Here is a 19,076-nt window from a genome sequence, read left to right as displayed (position 1 = left end):
GGCGAAGAGGGCCGCGCGGCGGGCAACGAGTTCGGTGCCGGACACGGAGGAGCAGCGGCACAGAACTTCATCGGCGTTCGCTGGTCGCCTGCCCAAGGCAGCACGTATGGGCGGACGATCGTCGTGTTACGAGTTCATAGGACCGATCGGCACCACCCAATGCACCTCAGGCATCGTCGTACGTCGTCACGCGCGGCCGTGTCAGCAGCCCTTACCGCATTCGAGTGGTCTCATCACGAATTCGTAGCTCAGACCGACGTGTTGCTGAAGGGCATATGTGCAGGCGTGCATCCTTGTGCCGACGTGTTCAACTGGACGCCGTTCGCGAGAGTTTCCTGACGGCAGACACGTCGAGCCCACCGATAGAGCCGGTTGGTGACCCCCAATTCAATGGGGTCATTGTGTGTGGGCCCCGGTAACGCGTTATGGGAGGATTTCTTGCTCGGAGCGAAGTTGCATAGCCAGAGCCGGCGGCCTACCAGGCATCTGGTACCGAAGCGAATGCTGGCGAGTATTACCGGCGTAGCTGTAGTCGGGGCCGGACCGCTGTTGGCAGCTGGACCGTTCACGACACCGGCACTGGCTGCCGCGGCGTCCTGCGGCCCCTCGCCCGCAGTGACACCCTTCGTCGACAATGTGCAGCAGCCACCGGTCGCCGCACCGGACGGAAAAAATCACTACACACTCACGGTGCGCGTCCATAACACCCACAAGTTCAGCAGTGCGTGGGGTCCGACCAAGACGTTGGGCTACAGCACGGCCAACGCAACCGTGGACTACCTCGGGCCGACCATCGTCACCCAGAAGAACCGTCCCATCAAGGTGCGGGTCATCAACAACCTGCCCGCAGCGGGCACACCCGTGTTTCCGTTCGACCAGCCCAACGACAACAACACCATCACCACGCACCGCCACGGCGGTCTTCAGCCCGTGGCAAGCGACGGCGTCCCACTGCCCAACGGTGTGGAAGTACCGCCGGGTGGATCGCAGACGCAGAACTACCCGAACAACCAGGCCGCGGCGCCTTTGTGGTACCACGACCACGCCGATGCACACGACTCGTACCACGTCTACGAGGGCTTGGCAGGACTGGCGCCCAACACCGACAAGCTGGAGCCGTCGTTCGGACTGCCTCAGGGTAATTTCGCCAAGGCCTACGTACTCCAGGACAAGTCGTTCAACGCCGACCACTCGCTGTGCTACACGCACGCCGATCCGGAATTCTTCGGCGACCTGCCGGTGATCAACGGGACCATCGCACCCAAACAGGCGGTGCAGCCCCGTCGTTATACCTTCACCCTGGTCAACGGCTCCGACTCTCGGTTCTACCACCTGAGCCTCCAGCAGGCCGGTGGATCTCCGTCGGCCGCACCGAAAATGACCGTGGTCGGCAATGACGAGGGCTATCTGCGGCATCCCGCGCCGATCAGTGACCTGCTGATCGCGCCCGGAGAGCGCTACAAGGTGGTCGTCGACTTCACCGGCCACAAGGGGGAGAAGTGGGTGCTGGCCAACGATGCTCCCGCGCCCTACCCGGGCCCGAACGCAGCTCCTCTGATTCCTCAGCTGATGCGGTTCGACGTCGACTGCAAAGTGACGTCTCCTGACCGTTCACGTGTGCCGAAGACAATTCGGGAGACCAACAACGGCGAGTCGTCGGCGGTCAAGCTGGCGAAGGCACGTCTTCGAACGGTCCAGGCCGGCGAGAACACGCCCGGCGTTCCCCAGATCGGGGACAAGAACCAGCTGCTCAACTATTTCGACCCGCCTACCGAGACCCCGCAACTCGGCTCCACTGAAGTCTGGGCGATGCGCAACCACAGTCCGGACGCGCACCCCTTCCACGAACACATCGTGGAGCTCCGGCTGATCGGACAATGGCACGTCGGACAGTGGGATGCCAACGGCAGGCCGGTTCCCGGCACTATCGGCCCCTTCCAACCGGCAAACGCCTATGAATCCGGGCCCAAGGACACCTTCATGTCCCCTCCGGACTACATCACCGCATGGGTGGGCACATACACCATCCCGGGTACCTCAGTCTGGCACTGCCACATCCTCTCTCATGAGGACGGCGCTTCGACAGGCGGCGCCATCGAGATGATGCGGCCCCTGGCCGTTGGCTCGACACCGCAACTCCAGCTGCCCCGAGTACTCACACTGAAAAGACTCGATCAACTGGTGCGCCAGCCGTAGACGTTGATACACCGCATCCGTTCTGGCCGAACCTGGCGATCTGCATTACGCAGGCCGCCAGGTTTTCCCTTTTCAAAGCTGGCGTACCGCGGTCGTGCTTCACCTGGGTTCTGCCGTTGCACCTTGCTCTCACGGACGTCACGCGGCAGCGTGGCTCAGACCGACTGGGGTACTGCGAAACACGCGCGCCCCGTCGGTCGACGTACCCGCCAACGTGGTTTCTCCAAGACAAAGCTTCCGCTCAGGGGTCGGTCTCCTGAGTGGACGGGGCGTGCCATTCGCGTGCCGGATGCCACGGGGAATCGCGGGAAACAACAGGGACTTGGGCACGGGTACGGCCGGAGTTGCTGCATCGCCTCACCGCAGTACATCGCGCCAACTGCCGTCAGAAGACACGATCTTCCCAAGCTGAGGTCGCATCGGCCGCCGCGTCCGCTGAGGATCAGGCGGAGTGCGTGAGTCTCGCTGCGCCTCATGTGGGGGCACGTCATGTAAGGACACGCCCGAGGAATCCGTGGATGTATCCGCTGATGGCGTCCGGCAGGTCACGGGAGAACGCTCGCGCGCCGTCCGGCCCGAAGATCTCATCCCGCTCGCCCCAGACCGCGAGTAGGGGTACCTGGCTGGTACGGAGGTACTCCTGCAGTTTCGGGTACCCATCCCGCCCGCCCGTTCCACGCCTTCGGCCGCAGTCTCCCGCGCGCCCGCTCGGTGACCCTGCTGTGATCATCCGATTCGGCCCGGCGCCGGAAGCCCCCGGCCAGGGCGCGCAGGGGCTGGCGCCGTCATGGCGAGCATCCACGCACAGCCCAACGACCGGCCGGGAACAGAAGCTACTCACCCCGTCGATGGCGACCGGGCCCTGGTCACCCTTGGGAGGCGGCGACGACCCGGCCTTGTTCGCCCCCAAGACAGCGGCCGCCCTGGGGCACGGTGGCTGGTGCCAGGAGCACCGGCCGGCCGGAGGATGAAGGATGCGGACACCGCGGTCCACTCCGGCCCGTGCACCAGGACGGCTGCGGCCAGAGTAGGGCGGCCTGGTCCGGGCAAACACCCTGACGCGCTCCACAAGGGGCAGATGGCCTCAGCGGTGACTACCCGAGACGACTCCGCCGGGGTCGTCGGCGAGCATCACCGACGCGACCGTGCGCTTGCCGACCGGTTCCCGGTGTACCTCGAAGTCCTGCCACGCGGCCATGACTATCTCCAGGCCGTGCTGGCCCACCGGCCTGGATCGGCGGCCCGTGCCATTCGGAAGCATGGGTTCACTGTCCCAGACCGTGATCTTGACGGTGCCGCCGTCCACTTCCAGATCGAGCAGGCACGGCCCGGGCGCGTGCCTGCAGGCGTTGGTGATCAGCTCGCTGACGACCAGCTGCACCATGCCCATCGCCCGGCCGGACACCGGAAGACAGTGCTCTGTCTGCACCCGGTCCAGGAAGCCGCGGGCGAGATGGCGGGCGGCGGCGATGTCGGCAGGGCCGCCCTCGTACGCCGCCGACGCGGTCACCAGCGGCTTCAGAACGGCCTGAGGGCGGTCTCGGCTTCGGGCAGGCTTGTCCATGTTCACCCGCCCTCCGCCTGAGCGTTCTGGCCCTACGCAACGCGCGTACCCTCAAACCCCCGTGCAGGCGCGCCGCCGCGCAGTCTCCTCACCGGTTTGGGCGCTCAGAGCGGTTGCGGCGCCCCGGGCCGTTCAGGCGGCCGTGCTGAAGCCGCCCATGGCCCCTTTTGGGCTCACCTCGATAGCCCAGCTTGATCATGTTCTTAGTCCGGAAAAGAGCAGCGTGGCTGGTGCCGGTGGGGGTGCAGTGAGACACACGCACGCCTGATCGGGCGGCGCACCTGCCGTCGTGCCTGACTATCGTCGGCTGAGGTTCGTGCCACAACCGTGCCAGATGCAGCGGTTAGCCTCAGTCAACGAGGGTGTCTCGCGGTCGAGCTCGCAACCGCCTCACTAGGTATCGAAACCCCAGGTCACCGGCGCGCCCTCCCCACCTCTCTCCTGAAGCGGCTGTCGCAGGTTCGGATCCCGCCGCGGGCACAGAGAGGAGGGCCGGCTCAGGAGGCACTTTTCTCGCCGGGCTGACCTTCAGCGTTTCAGGTGCCGTTCCGTGCACGTGCCGACACGCCATCTGGGGCTCTTCCAAGGAGGGGGCACGGGACCACTCCCCCACGGCTCCGGATCAAGGCACCGAGCTGGCTGCTCGACGAAGGTGCAAGTAAGCGCCGTGCCGCGGGCTCACATGCCGTTCCTGTCCGTAGCCGGCTCGTCGTTCGTGGAGATGTTCGTCGGCGTCGGTGTCTCCCAGGTGCGCGACCTGTTCGGAGCAGCCCGCATGCCCCCGTCGATCATCTTCATCGACGAGATCGACGCGCTCGGATGACGCCGCGCCGCCACCAACCGGCCCGACGCCGCCGCCGCGGCACCACGAGGTCCTGCTCAAGCAGTTCGCGGAGATCGGCATAGGACCCGGGATCGACGTCGAAGTCCAGCCAGAACCCGTCAAGCAGAGCCTGATCCGGGCCGCAGCCACCGGTGTAGCCATGCTCGAACAGCAACTGCTCAGTGGCGAATGGGCCCACGTCGTCAACGGCTGGCGCTACCCACCACCACAGATGGGACGGTTCGGGGAACCTGGTCGCCAACCCGATCGACCGCTACTCCATCGGTGACCGCACCCCCGGACTGGTCACCGACGCAGACGGAAGCCTGACCATCCGCCTGCAGCCCGATTCGCCGGGATCTGCCGAGGAGCCCAACTGGCTGCCCACGCCGGCGCAGGGCACCTGGTTCGCCGCGCTGCGCATGTACCTGCCACGAACCGAAGTCATCGACACCCGATGGGAGTGCCCGCCGATCAACCGCGTCGCCTGACGACACGGCGGAGCGACCGTGGCGCCGTCGAGACTGACGTGAGCCGTGGCTTGAGCTCTACGCCCGGGCTTCCTTGCAGCGAGGCATCAGCACAAAGGCCAGTGCCGCCACGGCGAGCGGCAGGATGCTGACCGTCAGCATGGCGAGCCGCAGGCCCTCGGCGAAGTCCAGCCCGAGTTTCAGTCCTGCGGCCTGTCGGAGCAGGTTCGGGTCGTATCCGTTGCCACCCGGGTGCTGCGCCATCCCGCTGCGCACGGCATCCACGGCTTGTTCGGCCTTCCTCACCGACAGATCGCGTGCTTTCGCGTCCGCCAGCCACCGTCGCTGGAAGAAGAAGTCGAAAAGCAGAAGGTAGACGGTGGGCCCGAACGCGGAGCCCGTCATCGCGAAGGCCATCTGAACGGAGGCCACCGTGCCGGAATGCCCGGGCGGTGCTTGGGAGAGAACCGTCTCGGACACGGACGTGGAGGTGACCAGCGACCCGAGGTTGCACAGCCATGTGGCCAGAACGAGCAGCCACAGCGCCATCGTGGGGCCGGCGGTGCCCGCCAGCAGCAGCCCGCTCGCCGCCATCACCAGCAGACCGGTGACCATGACCGGCCGCGGGGTGTACTTCCCCACCAGGCGCCCGGCCAGGATGACGGCACCGGCGATCAGCAGGGTGCCGGGCAGGTAGAGCAGGCCGATGGTCTCGGGGGACAGCGACAGTACGATGCTTCCGAACTGCCCCAGAACGAGGCCGAGTCCGGCGGCGAGGAAGTTCAGTGTGAGGGTCGCCGCCAGGGCCACGCTGAACGGTGTGCTGCGGAACAGCACCAGGTCCAGGGCTGGTTCGGCAGTGCGACGTTCGTGGAGCGCGAAAAGTACGGCGCCGACCGCACTGATCACCAGCGGCACCCAGGTCTCTGGCCGGGAGATGCCGTTCTGCGCCGCCGCGAGACCGACGACAAGGGCCAGCAGGGCGGTCCCGATCATGGTCACGCCGCCCATGTCGAGACGACGCCCCCGCTGGACGGGGGACTCAGGGACGTAGCGGGCCGTCAACCAGAGCGAGACCAGACACATCAGTGGACCGATCAGGAACAGAAACCGCCAGCCGACGGCCGCCACCATCCAGCCCGTGAACGCGGGAACCACCCCGCAAAGGATCGTCGTGACGGCCATCAGGATGCCGATGCCCACAGGGCGCTTCTCCGGCGGTACCGCCACTTTCACCAGGGCCAACGGCACTCCCAGCAGCGCTGTCATCCCCAGCCCGGCCAGGAGGCGCATCACCAGCAGGAAGCCATAGCCGGGGGACAGCATGGAGATCAGGTCGACGACCGTGACGACGACGAGTCCCCGCATCAGCAGCCGCTTGAGGCCGAAGACGTCCCCGAGGCGGCCCGCGGCGAGGACGGCGACAGCCATCACCAGCGTCGCCGCCCCGCTCAGCAACCCGAGGACGTGCGGCGGAGCATGCAGGGCCCGGCTCACCTGCGGCAGATTCAGGCTGAGCACCAGCGGGTCGACGACCGTGACCGTGAAAGCGAGGGCGAGGCCGAGAATGATCGGCAGGGTCGTCACGTTCGTGCGTCGCCCGACCGTCGGCACCGCGACACCTCCCGCACTCCCACGTCGCATGCCGGTCGACGCTAACCCGGCCGCCACGTACCGTCGGGTTCCCCCGGAGCAACACGCGCGGAAGTCCGGCGTTCGGGTCAGCCGAGGCCCGTCGTACACCGTCCAGGCTCGTCATCAACCTGCTGGCGAACGGCAACGATTGTCCGCCTGCCGACGGACGGACTGCTCGATAACCGTCCGGGGCGGGGACGTCGCCGCGTCTGCGACCTGGGCCTCAATATCATGAACGCCAAGCAGACCGCCGAGTACTCAACATGTCGATCACGTGGGGGTACCGAGATGCACCGAAACTCGGCCTCGCCCCCTACAAGTTCGGGAACGGCCGTAGCGCCAAACCACAGTTGGAGATCACCAACCAGCACCAGCAACGTCGTCGCCGCCGCATCCTTGGGCATTCCGGCCTCGGGCACCATGGCCCACTCCTACATCGAAGCCTTCCCCGGTGAGGAGGAGGCGTTCCGCGCACTCGCCCGCTGTCACCCCGGTCCGGTCACCTTCCTCGTCGACACCTATGACACGTATCAAGGTGTCAGGATCGCGGCCCGGGTCCTGGCCGATCTGCGGCATGGTCCCGGCTGCGCGATCCGCCTGGACAGTGGAGACCTCGACGCACTTTCGCGGCGGTCGCGCGCGCTGCTCGACGCCGCCGGGCTGACCGACGTACGGATCGTGGCCAGCGGCGGACTCGACGAGTACGGGGTGGACCGGCTCATACGCGCCGGAGCCTCGATCGACGTGTACGCCGTGGGCACGAAGGTGGGCGTCGCCGCGGACGCCCCGTACCTGGGCGCCGCCTACAAGCTCGTCGAGTACGACGGCCGTCCCGTGATGAAACTGTCCTCGGCGAAGGTCACGGCCCCGGGCCGCAAGCAGGTCTTCCGCCGGTCCGGGCGGCCGGACGTCATCGCCCTGGCGGCCGAGGAACCACCGGACTCCGCACAGCCGCTGCTGCGCACGGTCATGCGGCGTGGGCGGCGGACGGGGGCGCCGGACCACTGGCTGGACGCGTGCAAGCGGCTCCGCGAGGACCTGGCCGATCTGCCCGGCTCGGCGCGCCGGATCGAGAATCCCGAGCCGGTCCGCCCGGTGCGGTCCGAGGCGCTCGACCATCTGACGGCCTCGGTACGAGCCGACATCGAAGTCCGCCGGTGCCCGGAGCACCGCCCCGCGCCGTCGGACGTTGCCGGCCCGCATTCCGCCACGCTCTCGGTCTCCGGACACTGACCTGCCGCGTGACGGCGGAGGGTCGGCAGGCCTCCGGTGGGGACCATCGGCCCCTGGCAGGCAGGCGCTGCCAACGCCTTCCATGGAAGTGGCGGCGGCATCCCTCCGCGCCACCGCAGGGAGGAGGCGAGGGCGATGTCCTTTCCCGCACCAGCGAAGAACGCGCAGGCCGTCGCGCAGGCCGGTCCAGAGGCAACAGGCACCTCCATGCGCGCCCGTGTGGGCGACGAGATCGTGGTAAGTGGGACCACGGCCGGGGTCGTCGCGCGCGACGGCGAGATCGTCGGCCTCCACCATCAGGACGGCAGCCCGCCCTACGACGTACGGTGGGCCGAGGACGGACGAGTGACCCTGTACTTCCCGGGTCCTGATGCGTACGTCCGGCACTTGGTGAGCGGAGGCGGGCATGTCCGGGCCCGGTGACCGCCGGCCGATCGTGGTGGGTGTCGATCCCGATCCCGTCCACCGGATGGCACTGGCCTGGGCGGCCGACGAGGCCGCCCGCCGTCGGCTGCCGTTGCGCGCCGTCCACGTCGAGGGCATGCCCACCAGGGGCTATCGGAGGCAGGAAGTCCCGCCGTCGTGGGAGGAGTGGAACGAGGCTCTGCACAAGGCCGGCCAACAGGTGCTGGGGCAGGCCGTGGACTTCGTGGCGGCCCGGCACCCGCAGCTCCAGGTCGACGCGCTGCTCGCGGAGGGCGATCCGGTGTGGGTGCTGCGCGAGCAGAGCCGCGACGCCACCGCCGTCGTGCTGGGATCGCGGCACCTGAGCCGGAAGCAGGAGGTGTTCGGCTCCGCGTCGGTTGCCCTGCCGGTCATGGCCCGTACGCGCTGTCCCCTGGTGGTCGTCCCCGAGCCGGAACACATCACCGAGGAGCCGGCGTACTTCGTCGTCGGTGTGGACGGCAGCGAGCACTCCGCCGCCGCGGTCGACGTGGCGTTCGAGGAGGCGGCCCTGCGCGGCGCCCGGCTGCGGGCCCTGCTCGTCTGGGAGCCCGGAGCGCTGAGGGTCTTCGACGAGCACCAGCCGCAGCAGGAGTGCCGACGGCTCCTCTCGGAAATCGTGGCAGGACGCCACGCCCGCTATCCCGAGGTGGACCTGCACCACGAAGTGCTCGTCGGGCATCCCGTCCAGGTGCTCACCGACGCCTCGGCGCATGCGTTGGGTCTGGTGGTGGGGACCCGGGGCCGCGGAGGCTTCGCCGGCATGCTGCTGGGCTCGGTCAGCCAAGGCGTGCTGCACCACGCCCGCTGCCCTCTCATCGCCGTACCGACCCGCGAGTGAACCGGCAGACCGGCACGAAGGGAAGCCGCCGTGACTGCACAACCTCTCGACGTGGACACCGTCGCCGGGCTCGTGGCGGATGCCGCGGCGGCGCCCTCGCTGCACAACGCCCAGCCCTGGACCTTCCGCTACCTGCGGGACACCGGTGTCCTGCGGCTGTACGCGGACCTGGAGCGGGCACTCCCGCGAACCGACCCCGAGAACCGCGGCCTGCACGTGGGGTGCGGCGCCGCGCTGCTCAACCTGCGCGTGGCCGCCGCGGCAGCCGGGCTCGCGCCGGTCGTCCGGTTGCTACCGGACCCGGCCTGCCCGGAGTTCCTCGCCGAGGCGCATCTGTGCGGCACGGGAACCCCCGACGGGGCGCTCGCCCGGCTGAGTCCTGCGATCCATCGCCGTCACTCCAGCCGCTTCCCCTTCCGCGAGGAGACGCTCCCCGTCGCCGTGCAGGAGACGTTGCAGGAAGCTGCGCTCGCCGAGGGCGCACAGCTGCTGTTCCCCGGCGCATGGCACGTGCAGTCGATCCTGGAGCTGGTGCGGGATGCCGAGGGCAGGGAGGCGCTCGCGCCGGACGTGCGTGAGGAGACGGCGCGCTGGGCGCACACCGGCTCTTCCGGCAATGCCGGGGCCGTTGACGGCATCGCCGCCGAGGCTTTCGGTCCTCGGCAGCGCCACACCTCGGTCCCCGTGCGTGACTTCGCCGTCGGTCGTCCGCTGCCCGAACGCGGCTGGGCGCCCTTCGAGAGGGAACCGAACATCGCCCTGCTGGGCACGGCCCACGACGGGCCCGCGGACTGGTTGTCGGCCGGTCAGGCACTGGAACGGGTCCTGCTCCAGGCCACGACGGACGGGCTCGTCGCCTCGGTCACTTCCCAGCCCCTGGAGTGGCCCGAGATCCGGTGGGCCGTCCGCGACCCCGTCTCCGCGATGGCTCATGTCCAGATGGTCATCCGGCTCGGTCACGGCCCCGAAGGCCCCGCGAGCCCACGGCGGGCGGTGCCCGAAGTGCTCGACGTTCTCTGAGTCGGACCTTGCGAACCATTGGACAGCGAGGAGGAGCGCATGAAGGTCTCCGAGGTGATGACGGCTCCTCCGGTGTGCGTGGCGCCGAACGCCACCCTGGTCGAGGTGGCCCGGCAGATGACCGAGAGCGCCGTCGGGTCTGTGCTGGTGGTCGAGGACGGAGCACTGCACGGCATCGTCACCGACCGCGACCTCGCCGTTCGTGGCATGGGCGGCGGCCTGGACGCGAGGGCCCGGGTGGACGCGGTGATGTCGACCCGCGTCGTCACGGTCGAGGCCGTCGAGGATCTAGGGGCTGCCTATCGCACGTTCCGTCGCACGGGGGTCCGCCGGCTTCCGGTCCTGGACGCGGGCCGGGTGGTGGGGGTGCTGACGATCGACGACCTCTTCCTCGACCTCTTCCGGCGGTTCGCCGACCTCCTGGGACCGGTGGCCTGGAGCGTCCTGCAGGAGCCTCCGGGACCGCCCCAGGAGGCCGGAGCCCCGGATGAACCCTGAACAGGCCCGGCAGGGCACGACCGCGCTCCACGAGGACGGTCCGGCGGCGGGCGGCGAGACCGCGGCACAGGCGCCACCCACGGACCGGCCGAGCACCCCTGTGCCGTCGATCCCCTCCCTGCCGGTTCCCGCGGTCTTCGCCGCTCTGGAAAGCTCCCCGCGCGGTCTGACACCGGCCGAGACCACCGCCCGACGGGACCGCTACGGCCCCAACGAGCTGCCCGAAGCGAGCCACGGCCAGCTATGGCGTCGGCTGCTCGCCCAGTTCACCGACCTCTTCGCGGTCGTCCTACTCGTCTCCGCGGCGATCACGTTCCTCGCCTACTGGCTGGGACAGCCCCGGGACCCGGCCACCCTGCAACTGGCCCTGGCCATTCTCGGTGTGGTGCTGCTGAACGCCGGCATCGGTTTCGCACAGGAGTACTCCGCCGAGCGCACCGCAGAGTCCTTGCAGGCGATGGTGCCGCACACCTGCCGGGTACTGCGGGACGGGGAACGGCGGGAGTCGTCCGCGCGGGATCTGGTGCCGGGCGATGTGGTGGTCCTGGAGGCCGGCGACGCGGTCCCGGCCGACTGCCGGCTGGTCGAGGCTCAAGAAGCGGCCGTCAACAACGCCGCGCTCACCGGTGAGAGCGATCCCGTCACGCGCATCGCGGAACCCGTGCCGCCGGGGCCGCCGCTGGAGGCACGCAACTGCGTCTTCATGGGTACCGATCTGGTCGCCGGCACCGGCAAGGCCGTCGTGTTCGCCACCGGCACGGCCACCGAGTTCGGGAGGATCTTCCGGCTCACCGCCGCCGCCCCCAGGCAGCAGACCCCACTGCAGCGGCAGGTCGCCGTCATGGCCCGCCGGGTCGCGGCTGTGGCACTCGCAACCGGCGCCGCCCTGTTCGCGGTGCGCGTGCCCAGCGGGCAGCCATTCGTCGACACGTTCGTCTTCTCGCTGGGAGTTATGGTCGCTCTCGTGCCCGAGGGGCTGCCGGCCACGCTCTCCGTGTCGCTGGCGATCGGTGTCCGTCGCATGGCCCGTCGGCACGCACTGGTCAAGCAGTTGCTCGCCGTGGAGGCCCTGGGTTCGACCAGCGTGATCTGCACCGACAAGACGGGCACTCTCACGCAGGCCGAGATGACCGTCGTGCAGCTGTGGGCGGACGGGGTGTCGCACGCCGCGGCGGGAGTGGGGTACGCGCCGGTGGGTGAGATCGCCGACGCCCCGCCCGTACGGGAGCTGCTGCGGGCGGCAGCTCTGTGCAGCAACGCCCGACTGGTGCGGCCCACCGGACGGGACGCGTGGCGGGTGCTGGGAGACACCACCGAGGGTGCGCTGCTGGTGGCGGCCATGAAGGCCGGTCTGGACCCCGCCGAGGAGGAGATGCGGGCACCCCGGGTGGCGGAGTATCCCTTCGACTCGGCGCGGAAACTGATGAGCACCGTCCATCGCGACAGCGACGGGACGTATTTCGCATGTACCAAAGGCGCCCCCCTCGAACTGCTCACCCGCTGCGACGCCCTCGACCACGGTGACGGGAAGACGCCGCTGACGGAGGCCGATCGCAGCCGTGTGGTCGCAGCCGCGGACGGCATGGCCGGGCAGGGCCTGCGCGTGCTGGCGGTCGCCCGACGGCAGGTCTCCGGGCCTCGGCCGCCGATCGCGCATGTCGAGTCGGAGCTGACCCTGCTGGGGCTCGCCGGGATGTACGACCCGCCCCGGCCAGAGGTACGGGACGCGGTGGACTCGTGCCGGCGGGCCGGGATCCGCATCGTCATGGTCACCGGGGACCATCCGCTGACCGCGGAGGCGGTCGCCCGTCGCGTCGGCATCGTGCGCGAGACGGCTCCGGCCGTGGCGACCGGCACCCAGCTGGACACGATGGACGACAGCGGGCTGGACGACCTGCTGGCCGGCTCCACCGAACTACTGCTGTGCCGCGTCAGCCCCGAGCACAAGATGCGGGTGGTCACCGCGCTGCAGCGGCGCGGAGAGGTCGTAGCCGTCACCGGCGACGGGGCCAACGACGCCCCGGCCCTCAAGCACGCCGACATCGGCGTCGCCATGGGCGCCTCCGGCACCGACGTCGCCCGCGAGGCCGCCGTGATGGTGCTGCTCGACGACTCCTTCGCCTCCATCACGACCGCGGTGGGACTGGGCCGCTCGGTCTACCGCAACATCCGCAAGTTCCTGATCTACCTCTTCAGCCACAACATCGCCGAACTCATGCCGATCCTCGCGGCGACCTTCGCCGGGTTTCCGCTGGTGCCGATCACGGCCGTACAGATCCTCGCCATCGACCTCGGCTCCGACGTGCTGCCCGCCCTCGCGCTCGGCGCGGAACCGATGGAACCCGACGTCATGAACAGCCCGCCGAGGCCCCGCCAGGAGCGGCTCTTCTCGGCCGCCGTCATGGGCCGCATCCTCTTCCTGGGGGGTATCCAGGCCCTCGGCGTGTGCGCCGTCTTCTTCTGGCACATCCACGCCTCCGGCATCCCCTACGCGGACTTCACCAAGGACAACCCCGTCTACCGCGAGGCGATCACCATGGTCCAGGCCGGCATCGTCGTCAGCCAGTTCTTCAACGCGCTGGCCGTGCGCACCGACCGGCAGAGCGTCTTCCGAGCCGGTCTGCTGAGCAATCCGTGGCTGCTGGCCGCCGGCTGCTTCGGCATCGGACTGATGGCCGCCATCAGCTACGCGCCACCGCTCCAGGCCGTCTTCAACACCGCGCCGCTGGCCCCAGCCGACTGGGCGGTCCTGGTGGCGTTCGGAGCACTGCTGCTGGCGGCCGAGGAACTCCGCAAGTGGACGCTGCGGCACCGGAGAGCATCCCCGAAGGGAGGAACGCCATGAGAGTGATCATCGCGGGCTGCGGTCGGCTCGGGGCCACCCTGGCCACGCAACTCGTCACCGAGGGCCACGACGTCCGCCTCATCGACCGCCAGCCCAAAGCGCGGCAGAGGTTGTCACCGGGCTTCCCCGGCGCCTTCCACGTCGGGAACGGCTTCAGCCGGTCCGCGCTGGAATCGGCCGGCATCGCCCATGCGGACGCGTTCGTCGCCGTCACCTCCGGGGACAACAGCAACATCGTCAGCGCGCGCACCGCCAAGGAGACGTACCGGGTCCCGATCGTCCTCGCCCGCATCCACGATCCACGCCGCGCCGACATCTACCGGGACCTGGGAATCCCGACCATCTCCAGCGTCCGCTGGGCCGTGGGCCGCATCCACCAGATGCTGCTGCACCGGCACCTCACACCGGAGGTCTCCTTCGGCAACGGCGAGACGCTCCTCGTCCGCTCCCAGCTGCCGTCCTATCTCACCGGACGGCAGGTCACGGAGTTCGACGTCGACGGCGAGATCCGGGTCGTGGAGATCACCCGTGGCGACCGCTCGCTGCTCCCCGCACGCGGTGTCCTGGCCGAGCCCGGCGACCTCGTCACTTTCGGTGTCGCCGCAACGGCGCTGGGCCGGCTGAGCGGCTTTCTCGACAAGGAGCTGGGAACGTGAAGGTCCTGATCGCGGGCGCGGGCCGACTCGGCACCCAGATCGCCCAGGTGCTGTCCGCCGCCCGCAACGACGTCACCCTCGTCGAGTACGACGACGAGCGCGTGGCGGAACTCGGAGGCCTGCCGCACGTGCGCCTCGTGAGGGGGGACGCCTGCGAGCCGGGTCTGTTGGAGAGCGCGGGCGCGCTGGCCTGCGACCTCGTCATCGCGGTCACCGGCCGCGACGAGGACAACCTGGTCATCAGCCTGCTGGCGAAGCGGCAGTTCGGGGTGGGGCGGGTTGCCGCGCGCGTCAACGAGGCGGAGAACGCCTGGCTCTTCGACCAGCGGTGGGGCGTGGACGCGGCGGTGCCCGCCGCCACCCCGCTGATCTCCCTCATCGAGGAAGCCACCGGAGCCACGGACACGGTGGCCCTGCTGCGACTGAGCAAGGCCGGTGTCGAGGTCATCGAGACCGCGATCACCGAACGGTCCCGGGCCGCCGGTCACACGCTGGGCGAGGTCTCCCTGCCCGCCGGCACCGTGGTCGCCACCGTCGTACGCGGCGGGCAGCCCACTGTCCCAAGTCCCGAGGTGCGGCTGCTCCCCGGCGACGAGTTGCTGCTCGTGTCGCACGAGGCGACCGAGCAGGAGATCCACGCGGCCTTCCAGTGAGCTGCCCCCCCCCCGGCACGGGACCGGCTTCGCGTCACTGCTTCTGGCAGCGCACGATCACGACCGGGCAGCTCGCATGCTGCGACACATGCTGGCTGACAGAGCCGAGCAGGGCACGGGCGAACCCGCCCCTGCCCCGGCTGCCGACGACCACGACCTCGGCTCCTTCGGCTGCTCTCAGCAGGACGTCGGCGGGGTTGCCGTGCACCACGTGGGTCCGGACCGCGTCGGCAGCTCCCGCGCCGAGAACATCGATCAGTTCCTGGTTCATCTTCTGCCGGGTCTCGTCTTCGTCGACGTCCAGGTCCACAGCGGGCCCCGACCAGCCGTACAGGCCCGGCAGCTCCCACACCGCGACCGCGTCCACGGTGCCGCCGACCAGGCCGGCATAGCGCACTGCCCAGCGCAGGGCCTCGTACGAGGACTGCGACCCGTCGACACCGACCACCACCCGGTGCTCGGAGGCATCCTTGTCCATGCGTCCCACATCTCTTTCGGTGTCTGTGCCCGCCGGGCCGGTGCACCTCTGTTCACCACGCTGAGGGCCCCCTCGCCGCACCGCCAGCGATGAGCATCCGGCGGCATGACGGGCGACGGGAGCGACGGTGCCGTCAACGCCCGTAGCGCGTCACCCACCCGGGCTCCACGCGCTCCCACTCGCGGTTCCACTGGGCGAGGCGTCGGCGGTCGATGCTGCGGTAGATGCCCCGCCGGGCGCCGTAGGCGGCAGCCACGCCGCCGAAAGCCGTCGCGAAGCCCATCGCCACACCGGCGGTCACGGCGAAGTCCCGGTTCTCGGGCGGAACGGCGATGACCCCGCGGGCGTCGAGCCATACCGTCGCCGTGGCGCCCCGGTGAAGCCATGCCCTGACCGGCGCGGTGCCCGTTCGGCTGCCGTCCCGGTCGCTCCAGCGCACCAGCGCATGGAAGCCCGGCTGCGCCCCGCGGCGGTCACCGGACGACCTCGCGTCCGTCAGCAGCCGCGCCGCGACGGGATGCAGTCGGGCCAACTGAACCTGTCGTACCTGCGTGTAGTGGCCGTACACCGCCTGTCCGGCACCCCACGCCACCAACGGCAGCACCACGAGGGTGACGACTGTCAGGATGACGCGCAGCCTGCGCTCCCACCGGTCCACCGCCCGTTCCAAAGGGCTTCGGACCCCGGGCCCGCGCGAGGATTCACCGGGCGAGCCGGAGGCGGGCCGGTGACCGGGAGTCCGAGGTGTCCGCATGGCACGGGCCTCCGCCCTGGAGCCGTCGGTTCTTTGCGCCCTTTGACCGTCCCGCCTCGCCAACCGGCCGGACAAGGGCCTCACGGTCCTTGTGAGTGCCGTTGGGCCCCATCGGGCACGGTGCCGGTGGTGACCTTCACATCCGGGTTGCGCCGTTCGGCACGATCGGCCGCCGAAGCCACGATGTGCGCGGCCAGCACCTGCTCGGAAGGGCGCCCCAGGCCCAACGAAGGAAGCCCGGCCTCATAGCGCTCCCACAGTCGGCCCCCTACTGCTCCGGGTCTTGTCCGTGCGCCTGTCGAACGGAAGCGGCGACCCGGTCGATCAACTCGGGAAGCACCGACCGCACCGCTTCACTCAGCCCCTCGCCCAGTTCCACGTCGGCCACTTCCATGGCGTGCACCACGAGTCTCGGCGGCAGCTGGTCGAGGGCCGCTGCCAAGGCCAGGCACTCTCCGAGCCCGAGCGCGTGCGTGCTCGCCGTGGCCACTGTCCGGGAGGCCGCGTCGGCCGCCGAGAGGATGTGCAGTTCCCCCGGCCGGGCCGACCGTGTCCTGAGAGCTTCCACCATGACCACCGTGTCCGCGCCACGCCACAGGTCCAGCATGCGCGCGGGTTCGCCGTCGCTGACCGCCAGGGCGGTGCCGTCGGGTACACGGCCTCGCAGAGCCTCGACGGCCGCGGGGCCGACTCCGTCGTCGCCACGCAGGGGATTGCCCACGCCGATCACCACGACCCGCCCGCTCACGCGCGTTCCACGGTCACGTCGAGGAAGTGGGCGGCACAGGAGATGCAGGGATCATGGTTGCGGATGGCCCGTTCGCAGAGACGAGTCAGTTCCTCGTCGTCGGCGGCGGGCCCGGGCCCGTCGAGGCGAGCCTGGACGGCTCTGCGCACGTCCTCCTCGATGGCCGTCTGGTTCTGGGCCGTGGGCGGGACGATACGGGCCTCGGTGAGCGTGCCGTCCTCCGTCAGCGCGTAGCGGTGGTACAGCAGGCCGCGGGGCGCCTCGGTGGCCCCGAGGCCCACGCCCCGGCGTGGCGGGACCTCGACGGCCGGCCGGGGAGGTCGTTCGTATCCGTCGATGATCCGCAAAGCCTCCTCTACGGCCTGCACCACTTCGATGGCCCGTACGACGATGCTGCGGAAGGGGTTGTCGCAGATGGCGCCGGCCGCGTGATCACCGAGACCGGCTGCCCTCGCCGCCTCGGCGGCCACGGGATGCAGCCACTGGCCGTTGATCGCGTAGCGAGCCAGCGGGCCGGTGAGGTAGCGGCGGCCGTCGAGCGTGGCCGTCAGAGCGGTGGAGTGGGGCACCTGCCCTTCCTGGACGTGCTGTTCGAAGTCGGACAGGGGGATCGGGTGCGGCTCCCGGCCGTTGTCGGCAGCGGCCATGACCGCCGGTGTTCCGGTGTCGACGGCGTACCGGCCGGGGTCGCGCAGCGCGAACAGGTCGTGGTCGCACACCGCGTCGGGGAAGTCGAACGCCGCCACCCAGCGGACGGTCTCCAGCGCGTCGTCCCGGGCTTGTCTCAGCCGTTCCGCCAGAGGGCGTAGCTCGTCCGGCGTCGGCGTCCGGTAGAAGCCGCCGATCCGGACGTTGACCGGGTGGATGGGGCGGCCGCCGAGCTGTTCGACGATCGCGTTGCCGGCCTGCTTGAGCCTCAGGCCGCGCTCGACGGCGGCTCGTTGGTCGCGGGCGAGTTCCACGACGTCGGCACGCCCCAGGAAGTCCGGGGCGTGCAGCAGGTAGATGTGCAGGGTGTGGCTCTCGATCCACTCGCCGCAGTACAGCAGGCGGCGCAGTTCCGCGAGGGGGCCGTCGACCGTGACGCCGCCGGCGTTCTCGATCGCCTGGCAGGCGCTCATCTGGTAGGCGACCGGGCAGATGCCGCAGATACGGGCGGTGATGTCAGGGGGTTCGGTGTGGCCCCGGCCGGTCAGGAAGGCCTCGAAGAAGCGTGGGGGTTCGTAGATGCGCAACCGCGTCTCGGCGACCGTGTCACCCTCGACGCGCAGGTGGAGGGCAGCCTCGCCTTCCACCCTGGCCAGCGCGTCCAGCCGCAGGACGCGGGTTCCGCGATGGTTCATGCGAGCCTTTCCGGGCGGGGGTCCGTCAGGCCGGAGGGCCCTGTCGCTCCTCGGCCGTGAGGTCGGGTACGGGGGCATATTCCGGCGACGCGGCGTTGAAGGTGTGGAAGACACGCTGGATGTCCCGCTCGCTCATCCCGTCGTGGCGCAACTGGGCGATCATGGAGCGCAGATTGGGTTTGCTCGACGGTCCGAAACAGCCGTAGCAGCCGCGTCCGTAGGCGGGGCAGATGGCGCCGCACCCCGCGTGCGTGACCGGGCCCAGACAGGGGGTGCCGTGGGCCACGGTGATGCAGGTGGTGCCGCGCCTCTTGCACTCGAAGCAGACGCTGTGGTCGGAGATCTGGGGCCTGCGGCCGGCCAGGTAGGCGGTGATGACCTCGAGGAGCTGGCGACGGTCGATGGGGCACCCGCGCAGCTCGAAGTCGACCGGCACGTGGGCCGAGATCGGTGTCGAGGTCTCCAGGGTGGCGATGTACTCCGGCCGGGCGTAGACGGCGGCGAGGAAGTCGTCGACGTCGGCGAAGTTGCGCAGTGCCTGGATGCCGCCCGCGGTGGCGCAGGCCCCGATGGTCACCAGGTACCGGGAGATGCGGCGGACGTGCTGGATCCGCTCGGCGTCCTCGGTGGTGGTGATCGACCCTTCGACCAGGGAGAGGTCGTACGGCCCCCGGCCCTCCAGCCGTGCACGTGCCCGGTCGGCGCCCTCGGCCGGGGTCATCTCCAGGAAGTGGTCGATCCGTGCGCGCTCGGTGAGGCCGAGGAGTTCGTCCTCGCAGTCCAGCAGGGTCAGCTGGCAGCCGTCGCAGGAGGCGAACTTCCACACGGCGAGCGTCGGCCGCGGGTCGCGGGCCTGCCCAGGTTCGGTGGCCATG

The 19,076-nt window shown here is 69.8% G+C and carries 15 protein-coding genes and 4 pseudogenes; 11 read left to right on the top strand and 8 right to left on the bottom strand.

Annotated features, from left to right (window positions below; translation table 11 throughout):
- Positions 1–615: 615 nt before the first annotated feature.
- Complete coding sequence (locus LMU33_RS25040; protein ID WP_228622858.1) at positions 616–2,196, top strand: multicopper oxidase family protein; 1,581 nt, start codon at positions 616–618, stop codon at positions 2,194–2,196.
- A 487-nt stretch (positions 2,197–2,683) separates the two neighbouring features.
- Here the strand turns inward: LMU33_RS25040 and LMU33_RS25035 are convergent.
- Positions 2,684–2,851, bottom strand: a pseudogene (locus LMU33_RS25035) (alpha/beta fold hydrolase); the annotation flags it as partial.
- A gap of 429 nt (positions 2,852–3,280) precedes the next feature.
- A complete protein-coding gene (locus LMU33_RS25030) occupies positions 3,281–3,760 on the bottom strand; it encodes an ATP-binding protein (protein WP_228622857.1) in 480 nt (159 codons plus the stop codon).
- A 676-nt stretch (positions 3,761–4,436) separates the two neighbouring features.
- On the opposite strand from LMU33_RS25030, the pseudogene LMU33_RS25025 reads away from it, so the two are divergent.
- Both LMU33_RS25025 and LMU33_RS41220 read left to right on the top strand, forming a co-directional pair.
- Positions 4,437–4,580, top strand: a pseudogene (locus LMU33_RS25025) (AAA family ATPase); the annotation flags it as partial.
- A gap of 185 nt (positions 4,581–4,765) precedes the next feature.
- On the top strand, positions 4,766–5,074 hold the full coding sequence (locus tag LMU33_RS41220) for a DUF1214 domain-containing protein (protein ID WP_228622856.1): 309 nt from the start codon (positions 4,766–4,768) through the stop codon (positions 5,072–5,074).
- 57 nt (positions 5,075–5,131) lie between these two features.
- On the opposite strand, the gene LMU33_RS25015 is transcribed toward LMU33_RS41220, so the two are convergent.
- Positions 5,132–6,667, bottom strand: a complete 1,536-nt coding sequence (locus tag LMU33_RS25015; RefSeq protein WP_228622855.1) for an MFS transporter — start codon at positions 6,665–6,667, stop codon at positions 5,132–5,134.
- Positions 6,668–7,057: 390 nt separating this feature from the next.
- Between LMU33_RS25015 and LMU33_RS25010 the strand changes: the two are divergent.
- From LMU33_RS25010 to LMU33_RS24975, 8 genes and pseudogenes are all read left to right on the top strand, one after another.
- Positions 7,058–7,921, top strand: a pseudogene (locus LMU33_RS25010) (nicotinate phosphoribosyltransferase); the annotation flags it as partial.
- Positions 7,922–8,128: 207 nt separating this feature from the next.
- A pseudogene (locus LMU33_RS42225) lies at positions 8,129–8,311 on the top strand (DUF1918 domain-containing protein); the annotation flags it as partial.
- 16 nt (positions 8,312–8,327) lie between these two features.
- Positions 8,328–9,206: a universal stress protein gene (locus LMU33_RS25000; protein ID WP_228622853.1), complete on the top strand. Its 879-nt coding sequence runs from the start codon at positions 8,328–8,330 to the stop codon at positions 9,204–9,206.
- A 30-nt stretch (positions 9,207–9,236) separates the two neighbouring features.
- The gene (locus tag LMU33_RS24995; RefSeq protein WP_228622852.1) at positions 9,237–10,226 is read left to right on the top strand and encodes an Acg family FMN-binding oxidoreductase; all 990 of its coding nucleotides are present in this window, start codon (positions 9,237–9,239) and stop codon (positions 10,224–10,226) included.
- Positions 10,227–10,265: 39 nt separating this feature from the next.
- On the top strand, positions 10,266–10,724 hold the full coding sequence (locus LMU33_RS24990) for a CBS domain-containing protein (RefSeq protein ID WP_228622851.1): 459 nt from the start codon (positions 10,266–10,268) through the stop codon (positions 10,722–10,724).
- Entirely contained in the window at positions 10,714–13,569 is a 2,856-nt protein-coding gene (locus LMU33_RS24985) for a cation-translocating P-type ATPase (RefSeq protein ID WP_228622850.1), read from the top strand. Before LMU33_RS24990 ends, LMU33_RS24985 begins: the two co-directional genes overlap by 11 nt.
- Positions 13,566–14,225 carry a potassium channel family protein gene (locus LMU33_RS24980; protein WP_228622849.1) on the top strand — a complete coding sequence of 220 codons (660 nt, stop codon included), beginning with the start codon at positions 13,566–13,568 and terminating at the stop codon, positions 14,223–14,225. Before LMU33_RS24985 ends, LMU33_RS24980 begins: the two co-directional genes overlap by 4 nt.
- Positions 14,222–14,878 (top strand): potassium channel family protein, encoded by a 657-nt coding sequence (locus tag LMU33_RS24975; RefSeq protein ID WP_228622848.1) that lies wholly within the window; start codon positions 14,222–14,224, stop codon positions 14,876–14,878. The genes LMU33_RS24980 and LMU33_RS24975 overlap by 4 nt, the downstream gene beginning before the upstream one ends.
- A 34-nt stretch (positions 14,879–14,912) precedes the next feature.
- Here the strand turns inward: LMU33_RS24975 and LMU33_RS24970 are convergent, their stop codons facing one another.
- The 5 genes from LMU33_RS24970 to LMU33_RS24950 all read right to left on the bottom strand — a co-directional run bounded on the left by LMU33_RS24970 (position 14,913) and on the right by LMU33_RS24950 (position 19,075).
- A complete protein-coding gene (locus LMU33_RS24970; RefSeq protein ID WP_228622847.1) occupies positions 14,913–15,356 on the bottom strand; it encodes a universal stress protein in 444 nt (147 codons plus the stop codon).
- 133 nt (positions 15,357–15,489) lie between these two features.
- Entirely contained in the window at positions 15,490–16,110 is a 621-nt protein-coding gene (locus LMU33_RS24965) for an Rv1733c family protein (protein WP_443728971.1), read from the bottom strand.
- Positions 16,111–16,378: 268 nt separating this feature from the next.
- Positions 16,379–16,858, bottom strand: coding sequence for a hydrogenase maturation protease (locus LMU33_RS24960; RefSeq protein WP_228622845.1), 480 nt, complete (start codon positions 16,856–16,858; stop codon positions 16,379–16,381).
- Complete coding sequence (locus LMU33_RS24955) at positions 16,855–18,201, bottom strand: Ni/Fe hydrogenase subunit alpha (RefSeq protein WP_228622844.1); 1,347 nt, start codon at positions 18,199–18,201, stop codon at positions 16,855–16,857. The genes LMU33_RS24960 and LMU33_RS24955 overlap by 4 nt, the downstream gene beginning before the upstream one ends.
- 25 nt (positions 18,202–18,226) lie before the next feature.
- Positions 18,227–19,075 (bottom strand): NADH-quinone oxidoreductase subunit B family protein, encoded by an 849-nt coding sequence (locus LMU33_RS24950; RefSeq protein ID WP_228622843.1) that lies wholly within the window; start codon positions 19,073–19,075, stop codon positions 18,227–18,229.
- Between the last annotated feature and the right edge of the window lies 1 nt (position 19,076).

Origin of the sequence: Streptomyces barringtoniae (assembly GCF_020819595.1) — a bacterium.
Classification (GTDB): domain Bacteria; phylum Actinomycetota; class Actinomycetes; order Streptomycetales; family Streptomycetaceae; genus Streptomyces; species Streptomyces barringtoniae.
The sequence above is the reverse complement of the archived record's forward strand: the minus strand, read 5'-3'. Positions and strand labels throughout refer to the sequence as shown.

Bases quoted from the DNA above. Each gene is read 5' to 3' on its own strand.
- LMU33_RS25030 (WP_228622857.1), bottom strand. From the start codon at position 3,760: ATGGACAAGCCTGCCCGAAGCCGAGACCGCCCTCAGGCCGTTCTGAAG.
- LMU33_RS25000 (WP_228622853.1), top strand. From the start codon at position 8,328: ATGTCCGGGCCCGGTGACCGCCGGCCGATCGTGGTGGGTGTCGATCCC.
- LMU33_RS24990 (WP_228622851.1), top strand. From the start codon at position 10,266: ATGAAGGTCTCCGAGGTGATGACGGCTCCTCCGGTGTGCGTGGCGCCG.
- LMU33_RS24985 (WP_228622850.1), top strand. From the start codon at position 10,714: ATGAACCCTGAACAGGCCCGGCAGGGCACGACCGCGCTCCACGAGGAC.
- LMU33_RS24980 (WP_228622849.1), top strand. From the start codon at position 13,566: ATGAGAGTGATCATCGCGGGCTGCGGTCGGCTCGGGGCCACCCTGGCC.
- LMU33_RS24970 (WP_228622847.1), bottom strand. From the start codon at position 15,356: ATGGACAAGGATGCCTCCGAGCACCGGGTGGTGGTCGGTGTCGACGGG.
- LMU33_RS24965 (WP_443728971.1), bottom strand. From the start codon at position 16,110: ATGCGGACACCTCGGACTCCCGGTCACCGGCCCGCCTCCGGCTCGCCC.
- LMU33_RS24955 (WP_228622844.1), bottom strand. From the start codon at position 18,201: ATGAACCATCGCGGAACCCGCGTCCTGCGGCTGGACGCGCTGGCCAGG.
- LMU33_RS24950 (WP_228622843.1), bottom strand. From the start codon at position 19,075: ATGGCCACCGAACCTGGGCAGGCCCGCGACCCGCGGCCGACGCTCGCC.